22 protein-coding genes and 1 tRNA gene are annotated in these 16,913 nt (G+C 60.3%); 14 read left to right on the forward strand and 9 right to left on the reverse strand.

What is annotated here, in order from left to right:
- Nucleotides 1-13: 13 nt before the first annotated feature.
- From atzF to FFI16_RS19110, 5 genes are all read left to right on the forward strand, one after another.
- The gene (gene atzF / locus FFI16_RS19090) at nucleotides 14-1,786 is read left to right on the forward strand and encodes an allophanate hydrolase (RefSeq protein WP_138816331.1); all 1,773 of its coding nucleotides are present in this window, start codon (nucleotides 14-16) and stop codon (nucleotides 1,784-1,786) included.
- Between the two features lie 51 nt (nucleotides 1,787-1,837).
- Nucleotides 1,838-2,050 carry a cysteine-rich CWC family protein gene (locus FFI16_RS19095; protein WP_138816332.1) on the forward strand — a complete coding sequence of 71 codons (213 nt, stop codon included), beginning with the start codon at nucleotides 1,838-1,840 and terminating at the stop codon, nucleotides 2,048-2,050.
- Nucleotides 2,050-2,742, forward strand: coding sequence for a 16S rRNA pseudouridine(516) synthase (locus tag FFI16_RS19100; protein ID WP_138816333.1), 693 nt, complete (start codon nucleotides 2,050-2,052; stop codon nucleotides 2,740-2,742). The genes FFI16_RS19095 and FFI16_RS19100 overlap by 1 nt, the downstream gene beginning before the upstream one ends.
- 304 nt (nucleotides 2,743-3,046) lie before the next feature.
- Nucleotides 3,047-3,931: an alpha/beta fold hydrolase gene (locus FFI16_RS19105; RefSeq protein WP_138816334.1), complete on the forward strand. Its 885-nt coding sequence runs from the start codon at nucleotides 3,047-3,049 to the stop codon at nucleotides 3,929-3,931.
- 184 nt (nucleotides 3,932-4,115) lie between these two features.
- Nucleotides 4,116-4,189, forward strand: a tRNA-Gly gene (locus tag FFI16_RS19110).
- A gap of 194 nt (nucleotides 4,190-4,383) precedes the next feature.
- Here the strand turns inward: FFI16_RS19110 and FFI16_RS19115 are convergent.
- A complete protein-coding gene (locus FFI16_RS19115; protein ID WP_056857397.1) occupies nucleotides 4,384-4,623 on the reverse strand; it encodes a DUF6124 family protein in 240 nt (79 codons plus the stop codon).
- 464 nt (nucleotides 4,624-5,087) lie between these two features.
- Between FFI16_RS19115 and FFI16_RS19120 the strand changes: the two genes are divergently transcribed.
- Together FFI16_RS19120 and FFI16_RS19125 are read left to right on the forward strand one after the other, a co-directional pair.
- A complete protein-coding gene (locus FFI16_RS19120; protein ID WP_026013719.1) occupies nucleotides 5,088-5,381 on the forward strand; it encodes a type II toxin-antitoxin system RelE/ParE family toxin in 294 nt (97 codons plus the stop codon).
- 2 nt (nucleotides 5,382-5,383) lie between these two features.
- The gene (locus tag FFI16_RS19125) at nucleotides 5,384-5,692 is read left to right on the forward strand and encodes an addiction module antidote protein (RefSeq protein ID WP_138816335.1); all 309 of its coding nucleotides are present in this window, start codon (nucleotides 5,384-5,386) and stop codon (nucleotides 5,690-5,692) included.
- Here FFI16_RS19125 and FFI16_RS19130 read toward each other — a convergent pair.
- A complete protein-coding gene (locus tag FFI16_RS19130) occupies nucleotides 5,677-6,876 on the reverse strand; it encodes an MFS transporter (protein WP_138816336.1) in 1,200 nt (399 codons plus the stop codon). The genes FFI16_RS19125 and FFI16_RS19130 overlap by 16 nt on opposite strands.
- On the reverse strand, nucleotides 6,873-8,036 hold the full coding sequence (locus tag FFI16_RS19135; protein ID WP_138816337.1) for an MFS transporter: 1,164 nt from the start codon (nucleotides 8,034-8,036) through the stop codon (nucleotides 6,873-6,875). The genes FFI16_RS19130 and FFI16_RS19135 overlap by 4 nt, the downstream gene beginning before the upstream one ends.
- 95 nt (nucleotides 8,037-8,131) lie before the next feature.
- On the opposite strand from FFI16_RS19135, the gene FFI16_RS19140 reads away from it, so the two are divergent.
- The 5 genes from FFI16_RS19140 (at nucleotide 8,132) to FFI16_RS19160 (ending at nucleotide 10,828) form a co-directional block, all read left to right on the forward strand.
- Entirely contained in the window at nucleotides 8,132-9,025 is an 894-nt protein-coding gene (locus FFI16_RS19140) for a LysR family transcriptional regulator (RefSeq protein WP_138816338.1), read from the forward strand.
- 167 nt (nucleotides 9,026-9,192) lie between these two features.
- The gene (locus tag FFI16_RS19145; RefSeq protein WP_138816339.1) at nucleotides 9,193-9,375 is read left to right on the forward strand and encodes a type II toxin-antitoxin system HicA family toxin; all 183 of its coding nucleotides are present in this window, start codon (nucleotides 9,193-9,195) and stop codon (nucleotides 9,373-9,375) included.
- A gap of 22 nt (nucleotides 9,376-9,397) precedes the next feature.
- On the forward strand, nucleotides 9,398-9,808 hold the full coding sequence (locus FFI16_RS19150) for a type II toxin-antitoxin system HicB family antitoxin (RefSeq protein WP_138816340.1): 411 nt from the start codon (nucleotides 9,398-9,400) through the stop codon (nucleotides 9,806-9,808).
- An 86-nt stretch (nucleotides 9,809-9,894) separates the two neighbouring features.
- On the forward strand, nucleotides 9,895-10,215 hold the full coding sequence (locus tag FFI16_RS19155; protein ID WP_138816341.1) for a hypothetical protein: 321 nt from the start codon (nucleotides 9,895-9,897) through the stop codon (nucleotides 10,213-10,215).
- Nucleotides 10,216-10,327: 112 nt separating this feature from the next.
- Nucleotides 10,328-10,828, forward strand: coding sequence for a methylated-DNA--[protein]-cysteine S-methyltransferase (locus tag FFI16_RS19160; RefSeq protein WP_138816342.1), 501 nt, complete (start codon nucleotides 10,328-10,330; stop codon nucleotides 10,826-10,828).
- Here the strand turns inward: FFI16_RS19160 and FFI16_RS19165 are convergent, their stop codons facing one another.
- Nucleotides 10,829-11,611 (reverse strand): N-acetyltransferase, encoded by a 783-nt coding sequence (locus FFI16_RS19165; RefSeq protein WP_138816343.1) that lies wholly within the window; start codon nucleotides 11,609-11,611, stop codon nucleotides 10,829-10,831.
- A 179-nt stretch (nucleotides 11,612-11,790) separates the two neighbouring features.
- On the opposite strand from FFI16_RS19165, the gene FFI16_RS19170 reads away from it, so the two are divergent.
- Nucleotides 11,791-12,216 (forward strand): low affinity iron permease family protein, encoded by a 426-nt coding sequence (locus tag FFI16_RS19170; RefSeq protein ID WP_138816344.1) that lies wholly within the window; start codon nucleotides 11,791-11,793, stop codon nucleotides 12,214-12,216.
- A gap of 54 nt (nucleotides 12,217-12,270) precedes the next feature.
- On the opposite strand, the gene FFI16_RS19175 is transcribed toward FFI16_RS19170, so the two are convergent.
- From FFI16_RS19175 to FFI16_RS19190, 4 genes are all read right to left on the reverse strand, one after another.
- Complete coding sequence (locus tag FFI16_RS19175; RefSeq protein ID WP_017137290.1) at nucleotides 12,271-12,798, reverse strand: DUF4142 domain-containing protein; 528 nt, start codon at nucleotides 12,796-12,798, stop codon at nucleotides 12,271-12,273.
- A 119-nt stretch (nucleotides 12,799-12,917) separates the two neighbouring features.
- Nucleotides 12,918-13,559, reverse strand: a complete 642-nt coding sequence (locus FFI16_RS19180) for a LysE family translocator (RefSeq protein WP_056857407.1) — start codon at nucleotides 13,557-13,559, stop codon at nucleotides 12,918-12,920.
- Nucleotides 13,560-13,613: 54 nt separating this feature from the next.
- Nucleotides 13,614-14,024 (reverse strand): fosfomycin resistance glutathione transferase, encoded by a 411-nt coding sequence (gene fos / locus FFI16_RS19185; protein WP_138816345.1) that lies wholly within the window; start codon nucleotides 14,022-14,024, stop codon nucleotides 13,614-13,616.
- 18 nt (nucleotides 14,025-14,042) lie between these two features.
- Complete coding sequence (locus FFI16_RS19190) at nucleotides 14,043-14,966, reverse strand: LysR family transcriptional regulator (RefSeq protein WP_138816346.1); 924 nt, start codon at nucleotides 14,964-14,966, stop codon at nucleotides 14,043-14,045.
- A 68-nt stretch (nucleotides 14,967-15,034) separates the two neighbouring features.
- On the opposite strand from FFI16_RS19190, the gene FFI16_RS19195 reads away from it, so the two are divergent.
- Entirely contained in the window at nucleotides 15,035-15,523 is a 489-nt protein-coding gene (locus FFI16_RS19195) for a DMT family transporter (RefSeq protein ID WP_138816347.1), read from the forward strand.
- On the opposite strand, the gene FFI16_RS19200 is transcribed toward FFI16_RS19195, so the two are convergent.
- Nucleotides 15,524-16,855 carry an MFS transporter gene (locus FFI16_RS19200; protein WP_138816348.1) on the reverse strand — a complete coding sequence of 444 codons (1,332 nt, stop codon included), beginning with the start codon at nucleotides 16,853-16,855 and terminating at the stop codon, nucleotides 15,524-15,526.
- Nucleotides 16,856-16,913: the final 58 nt, after the last annotated feature.

Below are 16,913 nucleotides of genomic sequence, written 5' to 3' on the forward strand. Positions count from 1 at the left end.
AGGCGGACAAGCCATGAACCTGCAACTGGACAACCTGCGCAATGCCTACCTGAGCGGCGATACCACGCCCCGTGAAGTGCTGCGGCACCTGCGCGAAAAAGCCGTGCACTTGAACCCCGACTATCACTTGTTTATCCACCTGCTCAGCGCGGAAGAACTGGAGCCGTACCTGGCCGCATTGGACGCGCACGACGCAGCCCAATTGCCGTTGTTCGGCGTGCCGTTTGCGATCAAGGACAACATTGATTTAGCCGGCATTCCCACCACCGCCGCGTGCCCGGCGTTCGCCTATGTGCCGCAACGCAGCGCGACCATTGTCGAGCAGTTGATCGCCCTGGGCGCGGTGCCGTTGGGCAAGACCAACCTCGACCAGTTCGCCACCGGCCTCAATGGCAGCCGCTCGCCGTATGGCGCCTGCCCCAACAGCGTGTTGCCGGAGTATCCGTCGGGCGGCTCCAGTGCCGGCTCGTCGCTGGCCGTCGCGTTGGGTGTCGCGAGTTTTGCCCTGGGCACCGACACAGCCGGTTCCGGGCGGGTGCCGGCGGCGCTGAATAACCTGGTGGGGCTCAAGGCGAGCAAAGGCTTGATCTCCACGGCTGGCGTGGTGCCGGCGTGCCGCACGCTGGATTGCGTCACCACCTTTACCCGCACCGCGCGCGAGGCCAGCCAGTTACTGGCGTTGACCGCCAGGCTCGATCCGTTGGATGCGTACAGCCGAGCAAACCCGGCGTGGAATGATGCGTCGGCGTTTGGCGCACCCCGCGCATTTCGCTTTGGCGTGCCGCGCGAGCAGGACCTGGAGTTTTTCGGTTGTGAGCAAGGCCCACAGCTGTTTGCGCAGGCCATCGACCGCTTGACGGCGTTGGGTGGCGAGCCGGTAACGCTGGACCTGTCGCCGTTCCTTGAAGCCGCGCGCCTGCTCTACGAAGGGCCGTGGGTAGCCGAACGCTACAGCGTGGCCGGTGAACTGATGGAGCAGAACCCCGAGGCCGTGCTGCCGGTGATTCGTGCGGTGCTGGCCAAAGCGCCGGCTGTGAGCGGCGTAGAAGTCTTCCGCGCGCAGTACCGCCTGCAAGCCTTGAAAGCCCAGTGCGATAGCTTGCTCGAAGGGCTCGACTGCGTGCTGACGCCCACCATCGGCCGCCCGGTGACGCTGGAAGAACTGCACGCCGAACCGGTGCTGCGCAATGCCGAACTGGGCTACTACACCAACTTCATGAACCTGCTGGACTACGCCGCCGTCGCCGTGCCCAGCGGCTTTATGCGCAACGGTTTGCCCTGGGGTGTGACGCTGTTTGGCCGGGCATTTACCGACCAATACCTGCTGGGTGTGGCGGACGCGTTGCAGCGCCAGCACGATACGTCGCTGCCTGTGCCTGTCGGCAGCGCGGGTCATGACTTCACCCGGCTGGTGGTGTGCGGTGCGCACCTGCAAGGGCTGGCGCTTAACGGCCAATTAGTGCGGCGAGGTGCGCGCCTGCTGGAGCGCACCCACAGCTCGGCCGACTATCAGTTGTTCGCGCTGGCCGGTGGGCCACCCTATCGCCCCGGCATGTTGCGGGTGAGCGAAAGCGGCGCGGCCATTGAGGTGGAAGTGTGGGAGCTGCCGAGCGGCGAAATGGGCTCCTTCCTCACCGGCATCCCCGCCCCCTTGGGCCTGGGCAAGGTGCAACTGGCCGACGGGCGTTGGGAAACCGGCTTCATCTGCGAGCCCTACGGCTTGACCGGCGCCGTGGACATCAGCCACTTCGGCGGCTGGCGCGGCTACCTGCGCAGCTTGCAATAGTAGGGCGGCGCTGTATCGTGCAAGGAATTGCGCGATACAGCCCGAACCGACATGACCACCCCCACCCTTTGCCCTGCCTGCGGTGCCCGCAACGACTGCACCCTGGCCGACCCACGCACCGCCGGCCAAGCCTGTTGGTGCTACAGCGTCACCATCGACCCGGCGGTGCTCGAAGCGCTGCCCGACGAATTGCGCAATAAGGCCTGCCTGTGCCCACGCTGTGCGCAGGTAAATGCGCAATTGCGTGGGGCTGAACAGCCGTAATGCGCGTTGATCGTTTCCTCAGCAACCTGCCGCGTTTCAATCGTAAGCAAGTGCGTGTGCTGCTGGTTGAGCGACGGGTGACGGTCGATGGCGTGCCAGTCAGCGATCCGCACCATGAAGTGCGAGCGTTCAGCCGCGTGTGTGTCGATGACGAGGTACTGCAAGCCGGCAAACCGGCGCGTTATTTCATGCTGCACAAACCCCAAGGCTGCGTGAGCGCTACCGCAGACCCGGTCCACCCCACCGTGCTTGATTGGCTGGATGAGCCGGACAGACACGAGCTGCACATCGCCGGCCGTCTGGATTTCAACACCACCGGGCTGATGCTGATCACCAACGACGGCCAATGGTCGCGGCGCCTGACCCAACCCCAGACCAAACTGCCCAAGGTTTACCTCGTTGAAACCGAGCAGGACATTGGTCCTGAGTATGCAGTGACCTTTGCTGCGGGCCTGTATTTCGCCTTCGAAGACCTCACCACCCAACCCGCAGAACTTGAGCTACTCGGCCCAAGGACCGCACGCCTGAGCATCATCGAAGGCCGCTACCACCAGGTGAAGCGCATGTTCGGGCACTTTGATAACAAGGTAATCGGCCTGCACCGTGAGCGGATGGGGCCTTTGGTGTTGGATGCCACCCTTGCGCCGGGCGAATATCGGGAACTGACCGACGAAGAAATCCGACAGGTCTGACGACCGTTCGGCCGGTGATGGCAAAAAACCAGCGTGTCGCCTTGCGAGCTGGCGTCTGTGCTGCTTGAATCAAGACGTCAGCCAAATTATGACTGGCAAGTCGCCCCATAACCTCCAAGAAACACCTTGCCCCGCCCGCGCATGATCTACGGGCCTCCCAGGCAAACAGCCCGCCATAACAACACCCGTCGGCCAGCCGTATTCGGACCGACATGGGCCTCATCTTCCAGGCGTATGCCTACCTGTCATAAAGCTCGTGCAGAGTGATCTGCGCGCCCTACCCGCTTGCCAGGAGTCTTACGACATGAGGCCAGAAATCGCTGTGTTGGATATACAGGGTCAGTATCGGGTTTACACGGAGTTCTATCGCGCGGATGTTGCTGCAAAGACCATCATCCTGGTCAACGGCTCCATGGCCACCACGGCATCCTTCGCTCAAACCGTGAAAAGCCTGTACCCGCAATTCAATGTGGTTTTGTACGACCAGCCCTACGCTGGCCGCTCCAAAATCCATAACCGTCATGAGCACATGCTGACCAAGGAAGCCGAAGGCCAGATCCTGCTGGAACTCATCGAGCACTTCGGCGCCGAACACGTGCTGTCGTTCTCCTGGGGTGGCGCCGCTGCCCTGGTCGCCCTCGCCCACCGGCCACGACGCGTGGAAAAGGCCGTGATCAGCTCGTTCTCGCCAGTGATCAACACGCCCATGCGCGACTACCTCGAACGCGGCGTCGACTACCTCGGCAACCTCGATCGCCACGGCGTCGGCCACCTGGTCAACAGCACCATCGGCAAACACTTGCCGTCATTGTTCAAGCGCTTCAACTACAAGCATGTGAGCGGTCTGGCAGAGCATGAATACGGGCAGATGCACTTCCACATCAGCCATGTGCTCAACAGCGACCGGCTGTGCTACCTCAAAGCCGCCAGGCAGATCGACATTCCGGTGCTGTTTTTGAATGGCGAATGGGATGAGTACACCAGCGCCGAGGATGCCAAGCTGTTTGGCCAGCACGTGGCCAACAGCAGCTTCAGCACCATCCAGGCGACCGGGCATTTTCTGGACATGGAGCACAAGGCGGCCTGCAGGGACAGCCGGGACGCGGTGGTGGGCTTTTTGAAACCAGAACGCCAGGTGAGTCGGTTGCGTTATCACCAGGGCCAGACGCAGCAGGCGTTTGCTGTCTGAAGCCGAGGCTTATGTGGGAGCCGGGCTTGCCCGCGAAGCAGGCGCCACGGTGTGTCAGTCACACTCAGGTGATGCAATCGCAGCAAGCCAGCTCCCACAAAAGCTGGATGAACCCAACTCACACATTTTTCGAAGAAAAACTTCAAATCCCGGCGAACATCTGGTACAAAGTCAGCCGCTCTGAGCGGGTATAGTTTAATGGTAGAACAGTAGCTTCCCAAGCTTCCGACGAGGGTTCGATTCCCTCTACCCGCTCCACTCAGATTTTGGTCTTGCGTCAGGTTGGTTCTGGCGGGAGATGCATAAAAAAACCGGCCCTTGGTGGCCGGTTTTTTTATGTTCTAAATTTGGCTTCATGCCTGAGCGACCTGTTCCGATGCAGGGTATCTGGCTCCCCTTCCCCTTGGTATGTGCGGCCTGGGAAGGCAAGCCTGTTGCAGGGCGTGAAAAACCTATGCGGCGCGGTCGACGCGGTCTTGCGCCGCTTCTACCAGCATCAGCCCCAGTTCGATCATTTGCTGAATGGCCAAGGCCAGGTAGCGATGTTGAGAAGGCAGGCTTTCGGCGAACTCGTTGGTCATGGCACCCGCGCCGGCAATGGTTTCGTAGGCGTTGGCGAGCAAGGCTTCGGTGTTGGCTTCAGGGCGAACGCTGAACAGGGTCGCGGTTGGGTTACAGGCGTCAGTACACATCTGTTGATCCTCGGTAAGGACCACCTTCCAGAGCTACTAAACAATGGGTGGCGGCTGTATGCAGGTTAGTAGACCGGCGGATCAACGAAACCGGCGCACCCGAAAGTGCCCTGCGTACAGCCACCATTGAGAACAGACATCGAGATGCCTGACTGATAGGACAGCCATACGCCGTTGATCAAATCGGGCTACTAAACCCGACCGCTGATGGGCAGCGGCAAACGAACCTTAAAGCGCTCGTCCAAGGCGTACAACTCGGACGATTCTGAGTGTTGTGTAGGCAATAACGCAACATTCGGGACCGCTGTACCGTTCTCCTTCAGACTGTAAATTCTGGCAATAGGAAAACCCTGAAGAACGTTTGAAACCGGCGCGCCCTCGCATCACTCTCCCCAGCCTTCGACACTGACATGTCTCTTGCCAATCCGTATCCAAGTAGATACAGTTAGATTCTGTGAGGCCCCGTGCGTTATTCGATCCAGCAAACCCAAGCCTTCACTCAATGGTGCTCGGCAATTCGCGATCTGCGAGCAAAAATCACCATTGCTCGACGTATCGAGCGCGCCAGTGTGGGCAATCTGGGGGATTTCAAGGTGCTGGGCGGCGGCGTTTCAGAGATGCGGATAGACGTAGGTGCAGGTTATCGCGTTTATTTCACCCTGCGCGGCAGGGAGGTCGTCATCTTGCTGGCAGGTGGCGACAAGTCCTCACAAGAGGCCGATATCCGGCGAGCAAAAAAATTAGCAAAGGAGGTTTGATCATGACTCAAACACTGACGACATTTGATATGGCCGAGCTGCTCGACAGTGACGAGGCCATCAGCGAATACCTTTCTCAGGTGCTGGCTGACGGTGACAACGAAGAGTTCCTTCGCGCCGTAGGCTACGTCGCCAAAGCCCGTGGCATGACAAAGATCGCCACGGATGCGGGCGTAGGGCGCGAGAGCTTGTACAAGGCATTTGCCCCGGGCGCAAAACCACGTTTTGAAACGGTTCTGAAGGTGCTTCACTCACTGGGCATTGATCTGTTGGCTCGGCCTGGGCATACCAGCAATTATTCGACTGTTTGAGGCTCGCAACCCCGCTGCACCACCCACGCCAGCGGCAACGTCACCAATAACATGCCCGCCAGTACCATCACCGCTACCGGTACACCCAGCGCGTCGCCCACCCCACCGAACACCACGGGTGCCAGCGCGCCGCCGCCGATTGTGCCGGTGTAGAACACCGCAAATGCTTGCTCGCGCTTTCCCGTCGCCGCCAGGTCCGGCACGGCGCCGTACAGCACTGAAGAAGTGCCATTGAGCATCAGGCCCAGCAGCGGCAGCATCACCATCAGGCCATTCAGCGGCAGGTACACGGCGGCAACGATCAGCAGCGCCGTGCTGGTTTCCGTCAGCCATACGGTTTTCATCATGCCGATGCGGGCACCCAGGTAGCCGCAGAGCAATTTGCCGAAGGCGCCACCGATAAACAGCAGCGTCAACGCCAGGCCGATACCGGCAGTTCCCGCGCCTTTGGCTTGCAACAGAAACGGCAGGAAAGTAAGAAAGCCCATGCGCACGGCGCTGTCGAGCGTACCGGTGAGGATCAACGCGCGCAGGCCGGTGACAGAGCCCGTTCCGCCAGTCGGCTTGGCCGTTTTTGTAGACGCGGATTCGGCTACTTGCGCAGGCACCAGCCACCACAACAACCCCGCCGCAGCCAGGCCGAGCAACCCCAACAGTGTGGCACTGGCGCGCCAACTTATTACGGTGAGCAGCAAGCCGACCAAACCCGGGATCAGGGTTTTGCCGATATCGCCGGAAAAATTGTATTGAGACAGGGCTTGCTTGACCCCGCCGCCGTTCTCGTAAGCATCAGTAATCATCGAAGAGGCTAATGGGTGTTGGGTGCTGGCGCCCAAACCGCCTGCCAGCAACGCCAATAGCAGCATGATCAGCCCAGTGGCCTGCCCCACCAGCAAATAAGCGACGCCAGCAAGCGCCGTGCCGCCCACCAGCATCGGCAGGCGCCCCCATCGTCGGGCGGCGCGGCTGGCCATCAGCTGAAACACGGCCATCATCCCGGAATAGGCGCCGCGCAACAGTCCAATCTGCGCGTAGGAAAGAGCGAACTGTGCCTGCCAAATCGGCAGCAGCACATAGATCACATCCGTAAGGCCATCGTGTACGGCATGGGCGCCGCAGCCGGCGATCAGCGAACGGCGGCGGTTAGAGGTTTCTCGCGCAGGCACAGCGATTGTGTTGGTCATGATGCTTGTATCAGCTCAGGTTTAAGAGGCTTCCAGCCCGTCAGGGCGATCAACAACGTCAGCAGTTGGAAGCCGATGATCAGCGCTACACACCCAGCCCAGCCCCAGCGCTCCCACATCAGTGCGGGGACGATGGCACCGCAACTGCCGCCCAGGTAATAACACGTGAGGTAAACGCCTACGGCACCCGCTTTGTTGCCCTGCGCGGTGGCGCTGATGAACGCGTTGGCGGCGGCCTGGGCGAGAAAGACGCCAGTGGAACTGAGGGCCAGCCCCACGACGATGCACCATAGCGACGGCGCGAGGGTCAGCGCCGAGCCACCGATGCCAAGCGTCGCGGCAACAGCCAGCAGCTCGGCGTGGGGCCGGGCTTTGCTGAGGCGGCCGGCGATCGGGATCACGATCAAGGCCAGCAGAAACACCATGTACAGCGTGCCCGAGGCCGCAGGCCCGAGGTTGAAAGGCGGTAGGCCAAGGTACAGGCCCGCGTAGGTAAATGCCGCCACCTGGGAGAACAACACGCAAAACCCTACGGCGTAGGCAGCCACTAATGGCTTACGAAAAACGCCTGACGAAGAAGCCTTGACCGGTGCGACTCGCGGCCGGTTATCGGGCAGCAAAAACTGAATGAACCCACCGACCATCAAGCTCAATACCGCCAACAATTCGAAGGCCTCGCGCCAGCCCACATATTCGGTCGTCACGCCGGTGATGAAGCGCCCGGCGAACCCGCCCAGTACGGTGCCCGCCACATAGAGGCTGGTGACTTCGGTCACCGTGGCGCCGCGCCAACGGTCGCCGATGTAAGCCACGCTGGTGGCAAACACCACCGGGATCAACATGCCTTCCAGAAAACGCCACACCAGCACTTCGGCAAAGCTGCCGGCGTAGGCGGTCATCAGCGCAGGCACCGCCAGCAACAGCGCGGCCACGGCGATGACTGTGCGCTGCTCGAAACGCGCGGTCAGCCGGCTGACAAACGGCGCGGTCATCGCCACGGCCAGGGTGGTAACTGTGATACTCCAGCCCGCCGCCTTGGCGCTGATATGAAACTGCGCGGCGAAGGTGGTCAGGATGCTCTGGGTGGCGTACAGGTTAAGAAACGCCGCGCAGCCACACAGGAACAGGGCAAGACGGGCACAATGCAGGCGCGGTTTCATGAAACCTCTCGTTTTATTTTGTGAGGTCTTTATAGAATGGCCAGCGGGTCTTAAACCAATACCGAATTCGAACCGATCAATACCCAAGGATCAGGATGCTCGACCTACGCAAGCTGCGTTACTTTCTGACGGTCGCCGAAGAATTGCACTTCGGCCGCGCAGCCCTTCGCCTGCACCTGGCTCAGCCGCCGCTGACCCGGCAGATCTCGGCGCTGGAAACCGAGTTGGGCTTCAAGTTGTTTGATCGCACCAGCCGCACGGTTTCCCTCACCGCCCAGGGCCGTTCGTTCTTGCCCTATGCGCGTGGCGTGTTGGAACAGGTGGAACTGGCACAGGTAATCGCCGGTAAATTGGCCGCCGGGACCGCTGGGCAACTGACCCTGGGTTACGTCAGTTCGATCGCGCTGTCGGACCTGTTCAGCCAGGCGATCCAGGCCTTCGCCCAGGGTTTTCCCGATGTGCAGTTGACCTTGGTGGAATGCGCTTCCGGCAGCTTGGGCGCACAGGTGGCAGATGGGCGCCTGGATATCGGCCTGAGTCGTCTGCTGCCGCAAAGCCCGGCCGTGCAAGCGCTGTCGCTGGGTGAGGAGCGCTTGTGGGCGGCGGTTTCCAGTGAAAGCCCGTTAGCCGGCCAGGCACAGGTGAGCCTGGCGCAGCTCAGTGCTTACCCGCTGATTCTGTTTCCGCCCGATTATGGGTCGGGGTTGAATCAGTCGATCGAGCAGTTGTATCGCCACCACGGCGTGCCCATGCGGGCCGGGCCGACCGGGCGGCAGATCACCTCGATCATTGCGTTGGTGGCCGCCGGACAGGGCGTGGCGTTGGTGCCCGAATGTACCCGCAGCTTGATGAACAAGGGTGTCACCTATAAACCCATGGTCGAGGTGGATGCCTGTGCGCAGCTGTTGGTGCTGACACCTGCAGCCAGCAAAAACCTGTTGGCTGACGCATTTCTCGCCGTTCTGGCCCAGGCTTTACACACCGAGTAACACCTCGAAAATCCCCGCAATACCTCTCTACGACGCTGTTTTCAAAGGCTCATACACTTCAGTCAGCACTTACCGAAAGGCCGGTCGTCAGCCGTCGGTAGGTAGAGTGTTGATAATTTATTTTCAGTGGTTATAGTCACCACCATCACACACCACAAGGAGGTGCTGTGGATAGCCGATATTTGATAGGTCACATTGTTGCGCACGGCTGGTACCTGGTGCGTACCCGAGGCAGTCACCACCACTTCAAACACCCGACCAAACCGGGGTTGGTGACGATTCCTCATCCAAAGAAGGACCTGTTGGACAAGACCGCCAAGAGCATTTTGAAACAGGCGCTGCTGAGCTGAGCGTCTCTGGAGGGCAATAGACATGCTTTACCCCATCGCAATTTCAACCGGTGACCAGGAAAACGCCTGGGGCGTGGAAGTGCCGGATATCCCTGGCTGCTACTCCGCCGGCGACGACCTGGACGACGCCATGGCCATGGCCCGCGAAGCGATCGAAGGGCACTTCGAAATCCTTGCAGAGGATGGCGCGCCGATTCCCCCTGCGCAAAAAGTCACCCTGCACGCGGCCAACCCCGAATACGCCGGCTGCACCTGGGCCGTGATCGACATCGATGTGACCAAATACCTGGGCAAGGCACAAAAGCTCAACATTACCCTGCCCGGTTACCTGCTCAATCGCATCGATGACTATGTACTCAGCCACCCGGAAGAAAAAAGCCGGTCGGGGTTCCTGGCGTCGGCGGCGCTCAAGGTGCTGCAGCAGGAACGGTAACGTCAGCTCAGCAAAGTCTGACTGCAGCGGCGACTTCTTATCGAGATGATGTCAGTTCGTCTGCACTGAGATCGGGATGATCTGTAATGCCTGAACCTGAACAACACACGCAAAACTCTGTCCTGCGCCAAGTGGTGGGCTGGGTGGTGGTTCTGCCACTGATGGTCGCGTTTGTGAGGCTGCCATTTCCGTTTGGGCTGTTATTGTCGCTTGGAGCACTTGCAGCGTCAGCCTATGGCGCAAAGCTCGCCTGGCAATACGCAAGCCGTCCGATGGCAGTGCTCACCTTGATTGCCACCTTGCTCAACGCCATTTCGCTATTTTTGCTGAGTACGCCCTCCGTGCTGATGGCGCTCTACACTGTTTTTCGGTATTTCTTGTACCCGCTTTTTTCCAATTGGCTATAGAAACGTTTTTAGACCCTGAAGGAATTCGACCGCAAGAAACGCAGTTTCCGAGCAAGCGGATGAAACTACAGTAGCGTCGTACCTTTATCCAAGCCTGTCGAGGAACCCGCTCATGTCTTACCAATACAAGCTCATGCCTTCCCCCGTCGGCCAGCTCACCCTGGTGGCGCGCAACGGCAAGCTCAACGCCATCCTGTGGGAAACAGAACGCGCCAATCGCGTGCGTCTGGGCGAGTTGCATCAAGCCGACGACAGCCCGGTGTTATTGGAAGCCGAGCGCCAGCTACGGGAATACTTCAACGGCACCCGCAACCAGTTCGATCTGGAGCTGAATTTCGACGGCACCGATTTCCAAAAGCAAGTCTGGCAGGCATTGCTGACCATCCCCTTCGGCGAAACCCGCAGCTACAGCCAGATTGCCCGGCAGATCGGCAACCCCAAGGCTGTGCGCGCGGTAGGCGCAGCCAATGGCCGCAACCCCATCTCGATCATCGCGCCCTGCCACCGGGTAATTGGTGCTTCGGGCGGGCTGACCGGGTTTGCCGGTGGTCTTGAGGCCAAGCAGTATTTACTGGCGCTTGAAGATCGCGGCCAGGCAACGCTGGCCCTCTGATTACGCGTCTGCAATGGCGCCACGGGTAAAGGCCTGGCACTCGTACAAAGGCTCGAAACCTAGATGCCGGTACAGCGCCAAGGCATTCTGCGTGGCTTCCAGAAAGCATCGCAGTGCCCCGAGGCTCGACGCGTGAAGCAGAGCGGCATGGATCAATCGAGAGGCGTACCCTCTGCCACGAAACTCCATGGTTGTGCCAATATCGCTAAGCCGAGCCTCGCCATCACACAGGGACAGCACCAGCGAAGACCTTACCTGCCCCTCATCGGACAAGGTGAAGTGGTAAAGCGCCTGCCCCGCGTCCAGGGCCCGCTGGTGGCGGGCCTGATAACGCGCAACCTCCTCGGGCACTCTCCTGAACGCACTGCCAAAGGGCTCAGACCAATCGTGCATGTTCCGCGTCAGCTGGATCTGTACACCGCTCTCGCCTGGCCATGGAGCCAGGCCCGCCAGGTCACCCACCATCGCGGTGGTCTTTTCGGCGGGGTTAAAGCCGTGTGCCGAAAACACCTCGCCCAGCGCTTCGAGCTTTTCCTCATGGATCACCACACGTATTGCCTGCGTGGTACGCCGGACCAGCTCCAGCGGTGCGGCCAAAGCGTTGTCCAGCAAGGTGCTGCCGACCCGGATAAACAACAAATTGAACGGGCTGAAATACTCATCGGTGAAATAAGCGTTGATGCCGCCGCCGTAGCGGCGATGGGTTGAGCACACCGCGGCAAAAAAATGTTCTTCGGTTTTACAGTAGAGCGTGGGCAAGTCGCAGGTAGCGTTAGCGTGCATGGGAGAACATCCGGATAAAAATCCAGTCTTGCTCCGGCCATTCATAAGGCGAAGTAGGCCTATTCCTAATAGCCGGAGGAAAGAGCACTACTGTGCTCAAATCCTAAAATGTAAAAAGAAATTTCAAAGCACGCCTGCGGTCCATAATTTCATCACCCACCGGTCAAGGAACAACGGTCATGAAATTCTCTGCAGTCTCCCAATCTCTGTCCCGCTGGGCAGGCAGTGCCCGCACGTTCTACGCGGCTGTCGCACTGATTTTCCTGTGGAGCCTCAGCGGGCCATATTTCCATTACAACGACACCTGGCAACTGATCATCAATACCTCGACCACCATCATTACCTTCCTGATGGTGTTCCTGATCCAGAACACACAAAACCGCGACAACGACATCCTGCATATCAAGATCGACGAGTTGCTGCGCGTCTCCAAGGACGCACAAAATGCCGTGCTGAGCCTTGATGGCCTGGACCGTAAAGAACTGGAAAAACTGCGCAGTGAATACCGCAGCATCGGCGCCGCAGGCAATGTCAGCCTTAACAGCAGTTGTGGCGAAGTGGTCGACGATGCGGTAACTAATAAAACCGATCTGAACCAGGCATAAAAAAACGGCGGTTGGAGTGACTCCAACCGCCGTTTTTCATTGCACGTAAAAGATTCAACCGTCGCCTTGATGACCTTTGCCATAGGTCGAAGCCAAGGCACGCGCCTTTTGCAGGCGCTCCTCCAGCTTGGGCAGCGTCTCATCCACCAGCGCTTTGATTTCCGGCACATCCGACGCCGCGCCTTCCTGTTTGAACAGGGCAATAGCGTCTTCGTTTTCCTTGACCTGTTGCGCGGTGTAAGCGGCGTCAAACGAGTCGCCGTCCTTCAACTCCGGCATCAAGGTTTCGGCTTTATCCACAATTTTCTCGCGCGGTGCCACCGGCAGGTCGAGCTTCTTGGCGATCGCGGCCAAGTGCTGGTTGGCCTGGGTGCGCTCGTTGATCACCTCGATGGTGTAGTCCTTGATTTCCTGGGACGAGGTTCTGGCGTGGGCCATGCGACTGGTTTCGATATCGGCCATCCCTTTGGCCGAAGCCTGCTCGATGAATTCAGCAGGTGACTGGGCGAAAGCATTGCTGGCGCCGAGGCCCAGCAGCATCGCGAAACTGGCGGTGCGTAACCGGATAGCCATGCGGCTCATGAGGGGTTCCTCCAGGTCTAAAATAGGTGCGGGAACAGACGCCCCGCCCTGAATTCGAATTTTCAGGGCGGTAAAGGTTTAGAAAAAACTCGCCAGTGCGACGAACGGTCGTCGTGGTGTCAGGCCGGTTTGCTGCCAAACAGGCCCGGCAATGCGTGCGCCAGGGCATTGATGGCGAAGCCGATAAACATCACACCACAGAGTTTGGTGATAAGGATTTCATGGCGCTGGTACACCGTGCGCACACGCTGAGCGCCGACTACGCCGATCAGAATGGCGTAGGCCAGCAGGCCACCGATAAAGCTCAGGAAGATCAACGACGGCAGCATCGCCCACGTCAGCAGCTCGGCACGGCTGGACAACAACGCGGTGAATGTCGCGACCGCCACCGGGTAGGCCTTGGGGTTGGTCAGCCCGAACAGAATGCCGTGCCAGAACGGATGCCGTGCCGCGCCCTGGGGTGCATCGCTGCTGCGCCGCTGGGTACGGATCGCACGCCAGCCGAGCCAGAACAGGTACAAGCCGCTGAGCACGCCCAGTGCATCAAAGGCTGTGCTGCCCACTTCCCGCGCGCCCACGATGGCAATCAGCGCCGTGCTGCACCACACCACGTCACCCAGCAAATGCCCGCACAAAAAGCCCGCCCCGGCACGACGGCCACGGGCAGCGCCGATACCGAATACGGCCAGCACGCCCGGCCCGGGCGTAATACCGTAGATAAAACCCGAAGCAAGCACGGCGAACAGCAGGGATAGGGTCATGGGCGCGACTCTGATAGACGGTGATGAGGTGGATGGATTCTGCACGTTCCGCCGCTACGGGTAAAACTTCATTCCGGCATAAGGCTTTACGCGACAGGCTTGCAAACGCGAGGCCAGATCGCCGGCGTGGGCTTCGAGCTTGTGGCCATCGGGGTCGAGAAAGTAGAACGACGCGCCTTCACTGCGGTTGTCCCGCCATTCCTGCACCTGCGCAGCGCGCAGGCACGCCACCAGCTGCGCGAAATCACCGGTATCGGCAGTAAACGCGTAGTGCGTGTAATCAGCCGCAGGCTCTGGCGAGCGCAGTGGGTCGAGGGACAAGCACAGCCATAAACCGGGCAACGACAGATAGGCGCCGCTGTCCCAGGTGGCATCGAGCCGAAGTTGCAGAAGCTCATGGTAGAAACTGATGCTACGGTTCAGGTCGGTAACGGCAAGGGTCAGGTGGTTAAGGCCTGAGAGCATTTTTATTTTTTCCTGTTATCAATGACTTTTGGACAATACACCCTGCACCTGCCCAATCAACCACTGCAACCCCGAATCCCCACCCCGCCGCGCATACCACGCCAGCTCAAACGCAAACGAAGGGATATGAAACGGCGGCGGCACAGCCAGCAGGTGCTGCTGATCGATGTTGAGCAAGCCTCTGGATGACACCGTCAAAATCAGGTCTGTGCCCTGGATCAACTGCGGCGCCACGCCCCAATGCGGCAGGCTGATCGCCACGTGCCGGCGCTCACGAATCGCCGTCAACGCCCGTTCGATTTCCGGGGTGCCGCTGCCGCGCATTTCCAGCAGCACATGCGGACGCGACAGGTAGGTGGGCAGGTCGAACACGCCGTTTGGCGGCAGGCTGTCTCGGTCAATCAGGCAGGTGTAATGCTCGTTGAATAACGGCGTAGTGCGCAGTTCGGCGGGCATGTCGGGGAACACCCCGGCGGCCAGGTCGAGGTCGCCATTGAGCACGCCGTCGACCATGCCTTCGCGGCTGGCCTGGACGATTTGCAGGTCGATGCCAGGCGCTTCACGGCGCAAGGTGCGGACCAGCCCCGGCAGGAATATCGCCGCGCTGTAATCCGACATCGCCACACGAAACCGGCGTTTGGCCGATGCTGGATCAAATCGGTTGGGCGCCAGCAGCGCCTGCACTTGGGCCAGGGCTTCGGCCAGGGGCGCGGCCAATTCCAGCGCGCGGGCAGTCGGCACCAGAGCGCCGCCCTGGCGCACCAGCAGCGGGTCACCAAGCAGATCACGCAAACGTGCCAGCGCATGGCTGACCGCCGGTTGGCTCAGGTGCAAACGCTCGGCGGCACGGGTGACGTGTTGCTCACTGAGCAAGGCGTCGAGGATCACCAGCAGGTTGAGGTCGATGCGGCGCAGATCATTCATTGGCTGCATGCTCGGCATAAGAACTTGGAATTTAAATTTGCGCGACGAATAGCCTAGAGTCCAGCAAAACCTCTGGGAGAACTGAAATGACGACGTTGCAGTGGGTAGGTCTGTTGGCACTGGCGGTGTTCGCCGGAGCGGTGGTGCCGTTTCAGAGTGCGATCAACGCCAGCCTCGGGCGCGGGCTGGGGCACCCGTTGTGGGCCACGCTGGCGTCATTGTTGGTGAGCATTATTGTGTTGCTGCCGGTGATCATCGCGCTGCGCTTGCCGCTGCCAAGCCTGGCCTTTATCACCAGGGCGCCGCTGTGGATGTGGGCCGGTGGTGCGTTTGGCGTGTGCTTTATTTCGCTGGCGTTGATGTTGCTGCCCAAGCTCGGCGCGTCGGGGTTTATTGCGCTGGCCATGGCCGGGCAGACTCTCGCTTCGCTGCTGCTCGATCACTTTGGTTTGTTTGGCCTGGTGGAGCGCCAACTGACAACGCCCCGCGTGCTGGGGGCGTTATTGTTGATTGGCGGGGTGGCACTGATTCAGTTCAGCGCCACACCGGCCCGCGCCCTGGCCACTGCAGGCTGATCAGCCCTTGTCGAGGGTGCGCAGTTTTTGTGGCAAGCCCCACAGCAGCAGCGCCGCCGCCAACAGCGCACACACGCCGATCACATACAGCGCGGGGGTGGTGCTGCCGGTGAGGTCCTTGATGCGCCCCACCATCACCGGGCTGACAATGCCGCCGAACTGGCCGAGGGTGTTGATCACCGCAATGCCACCGGCCGCCCCCGCACCGGCGCCAGCCAGCAGTTTGGGCGGCAGCGTCCAGAAAGCCGGGATCGCGGCAATAATGCCCGCGCCCAACAGGCCCAGGGCGATGATCAGGAAGGTGGTGTGATCGGCAAAGATCCCGGCGCAGAAGAAGCCGACAGCGCCCAGCACCACCAAGCCGCAGACAAACTTGCGGCGCTCGCCGGTGGCGTCCGACAGTCGCCCGATCACGATCATGCTGATCGCCCCGCACACATACGGAATTGCGGTGAGCAGGCCGATCATCACCGGGCTTTGGGTACCGGCACTGCGGATCAACTGTGGCGCCCAGAAGTTGAGGCCGTAAGACGCCACCTGAATCAGAAAGTAAATAAACCCGAGCATCAAAAACCCAGGAATACGGATCGCCGAAAGCAGCGAGCCACCGTGCTGGTTCGGCTCATGCTTGGCGATGCGGCTCGACAGCAGGGTTTTCTCGGCAGGCGTCAGCCAATGCGCGTCTTCAATGCGGTCCTTGAGCGAGGTCAGCACCAGAAAACCCAGGCCGATGCAGGGCAAGCCGCCGAGCAGGAACAACCAGTGCCAGCCGCGCATCTGCAGCACACCGTCGAGGTGTTCCAGCACCAGCCCGGAGAACGGCGCGCCGACTAAACCGGCGAAGGCCGAAGCCAGGAACAGCATCGAGGTGATGCGCCCACGAAAGTGTTGCGGGAACCACAACGTCAGGTAATACAGCACGCCCGGCGCAAACCCCGCCTCCATGGCGCCAATGATGAAGCGCAAGCCATAGAACTGCCATTCGGCGGTGACAAACACCATGGCCGCCGTGGCCAGGCCCCACGACATCATGATGCGCGCGATCCAACGGCGGGCACCGACCTTGTAGAGCATCATGTTGCTCGGCACTTCGAACAGCACATAGCCCACCACAAATAACCCGGCGCCCAGGCCATAGGCGGTGTCGCTCAGGCTCAGGTCGGTTTGCAGCTGGAACTTGGCGAAGCTGATGTTGATGCGGTCAAAAAACGCGAACAAGTAGCACACCATGATCAGCGGCATCAGGCGCCAGGCGACCTTGCTGACCAGGGCTTTTTCGGCATCGATTTCAGCGGCCGGGCGCACGCCGGCCTCCAACGTATTAGTGCTCATGGTTTCTCTCCAGCGGGCTGCTCACAGGCGCCCGATTGTTTTTGTTGTCTGGTAGCGC

Source organism: Pseudomonas sp. KBS0710 (assembly GCF_005938045.2).
Classification (GTDB): Bacteria; Pseudomonadota; Gammaproteobacteria; order Pseudomonadales; family Pseudomonadaceae; genus Aquipseudomonas.

Excerpts from the sequence above, each read along its gene's own strand:
- atzF (WP_138816331.1), top strand. The coding sequence starts at position 14 with ATGAACCTGCAACTGGACAACCTGCGCAATGCCTACCTGAGCGGCGAT.
- FFI16_RS19095 (WP_138816332.1), top strand. The coding sequence starts at position 1,838 with ATGACCACCCCCACCCTTTGCCCTGCCTGCGGTGCCCGCAACGACTGC.
- FFI16_RS19100 (WP_138816333.1), top strand. The coding sequence starts at position 2,050 with ATGCGCGTTGATCGTTTCCTCAGCAACCTGCCGCGTTTCAATCGTAAG.
- FFI16_RS19105 (WP_138816334.1), top strand. The coding sequence starts at position 3,047 with ATGAGGCCAGAAATCGCTGTGTTGGATATACAGGGTCAGTATCGGGTT.
- FFI16_RS19115 (WP_056857397.1), bottom strand. The coding sequence starts at position 4,623 with ATGTGTACTGACGCCTGTAACCCAACCGCGACCCTGTTCAGCGTTCGC.
- FFI16_RS19125 (WP_138816335.1), top strand. The coding sequence starts at position 5,384 with ATGACTCAAACACTGACGACATTTGATATGGCCGAGCTGCTCGACAGT.
- FFI16_RS19130 (WP_138816336.1), bottom strand. The coding sequence starts at position 6,876 with ATGACCAACACAATCGCTGTGCCTGCGCGAGAAACCTCTAACCGCCGC.
- FFI16_RS19135 (WP_138816337.1), bottom strand. The coding sequence starts at position 8,036 with ATGAAACCGCGCCTGCATTGTGCCCGTCTTGCCCTGTTCCTGTGTGGC.
- FFI16_RS19140 (WP_138816338.1), top strand. The coding sequence starts at position 8,132 with ATGCTCGACCTACGCAAGCTGCGTTACTTTCTGACGGTCGCCGAAGAA.
- FFI16_RS19150 (WP_138816340.1), top strand. The coding sequence starts at position 9,398 with ATGCTTTACCCCATCGCAATTTCAACCGGTGACCAGGAAAACGCCTGG.
- FFI16_RS19155 (WP_138816341.1), top strand. The coding sequence starts at position 9,895 with ATGCCTGAACCTGAACAACACACGCAAAACTCTGTCCTGCGCCAAGTG.
- FFI16_RS19160 (WP_138816342.1), top strand. The coding sequence starts at position 10,328 with ATGTCTTACCAATACAAGCTCATGCCTTCCCCCGTCGGCCAGCTCACC.
- FFI16_RS19165 (WP_138816343.1), bottom strand. The coding sequence starts at position 11,611 with ATGCACGCTAACGCTACCTGCGACTTGCCCACGCTCTACTGTAAAACC.
- FFI16_RS19170 (WP_138816344.1), top strand. The coding sequence starts at position 11,791 with ATGAAATTCTCTGCAGTCTCCCAATCTCTGTCCCGCTGGGCAGGCAGT.
- FFI16_RS19175 (WP_017137290.1), bottom strand. The coding sequence starts at position 12,798 with ATGAGCCGCATGGCTATCCGGTTACGCACCGCCAGTTTCGCGATGCTG.
- FFI16_RS19180 (WP_056857407.1), bottom strand. The coding sequence starts at position 13,559 with ATGACCCTATCCCTGCTGTTCGCCGTGCTTGCTTCGGGTTTTATCTAC.
- fos (WP_138816345.1), bottom strand. The coding sequence starts at position 14,024 with ATGCTCTCAGGCCTTAACCACCTGACCCTTGCCGTTACCGACCTGAAC.
- FFI16_RS19190 (WP_138816346.1), bottom strand. The coding sequence starts at position 14,966 with ATGCCGAGCATGCAGCCAATGAATGATCTGCGCCGCATCGACCTCAAC.
- FFI16_RS19195 (WP_138816347.1), top strand. The coding sequence starts at position 15,035 with ATGACGACGTTGCAGTGGGTAGGTCTGTTGGCACTGGCGGTGTTCGCC.
- FFI16_RS19200 (WP_138816348.1), bottom strand. The coding sequence starts at position 16,855 with ATGAGCACTAATACGTTGGAGGCCGGCGTGCGCCCGGCCGCTGAAATC.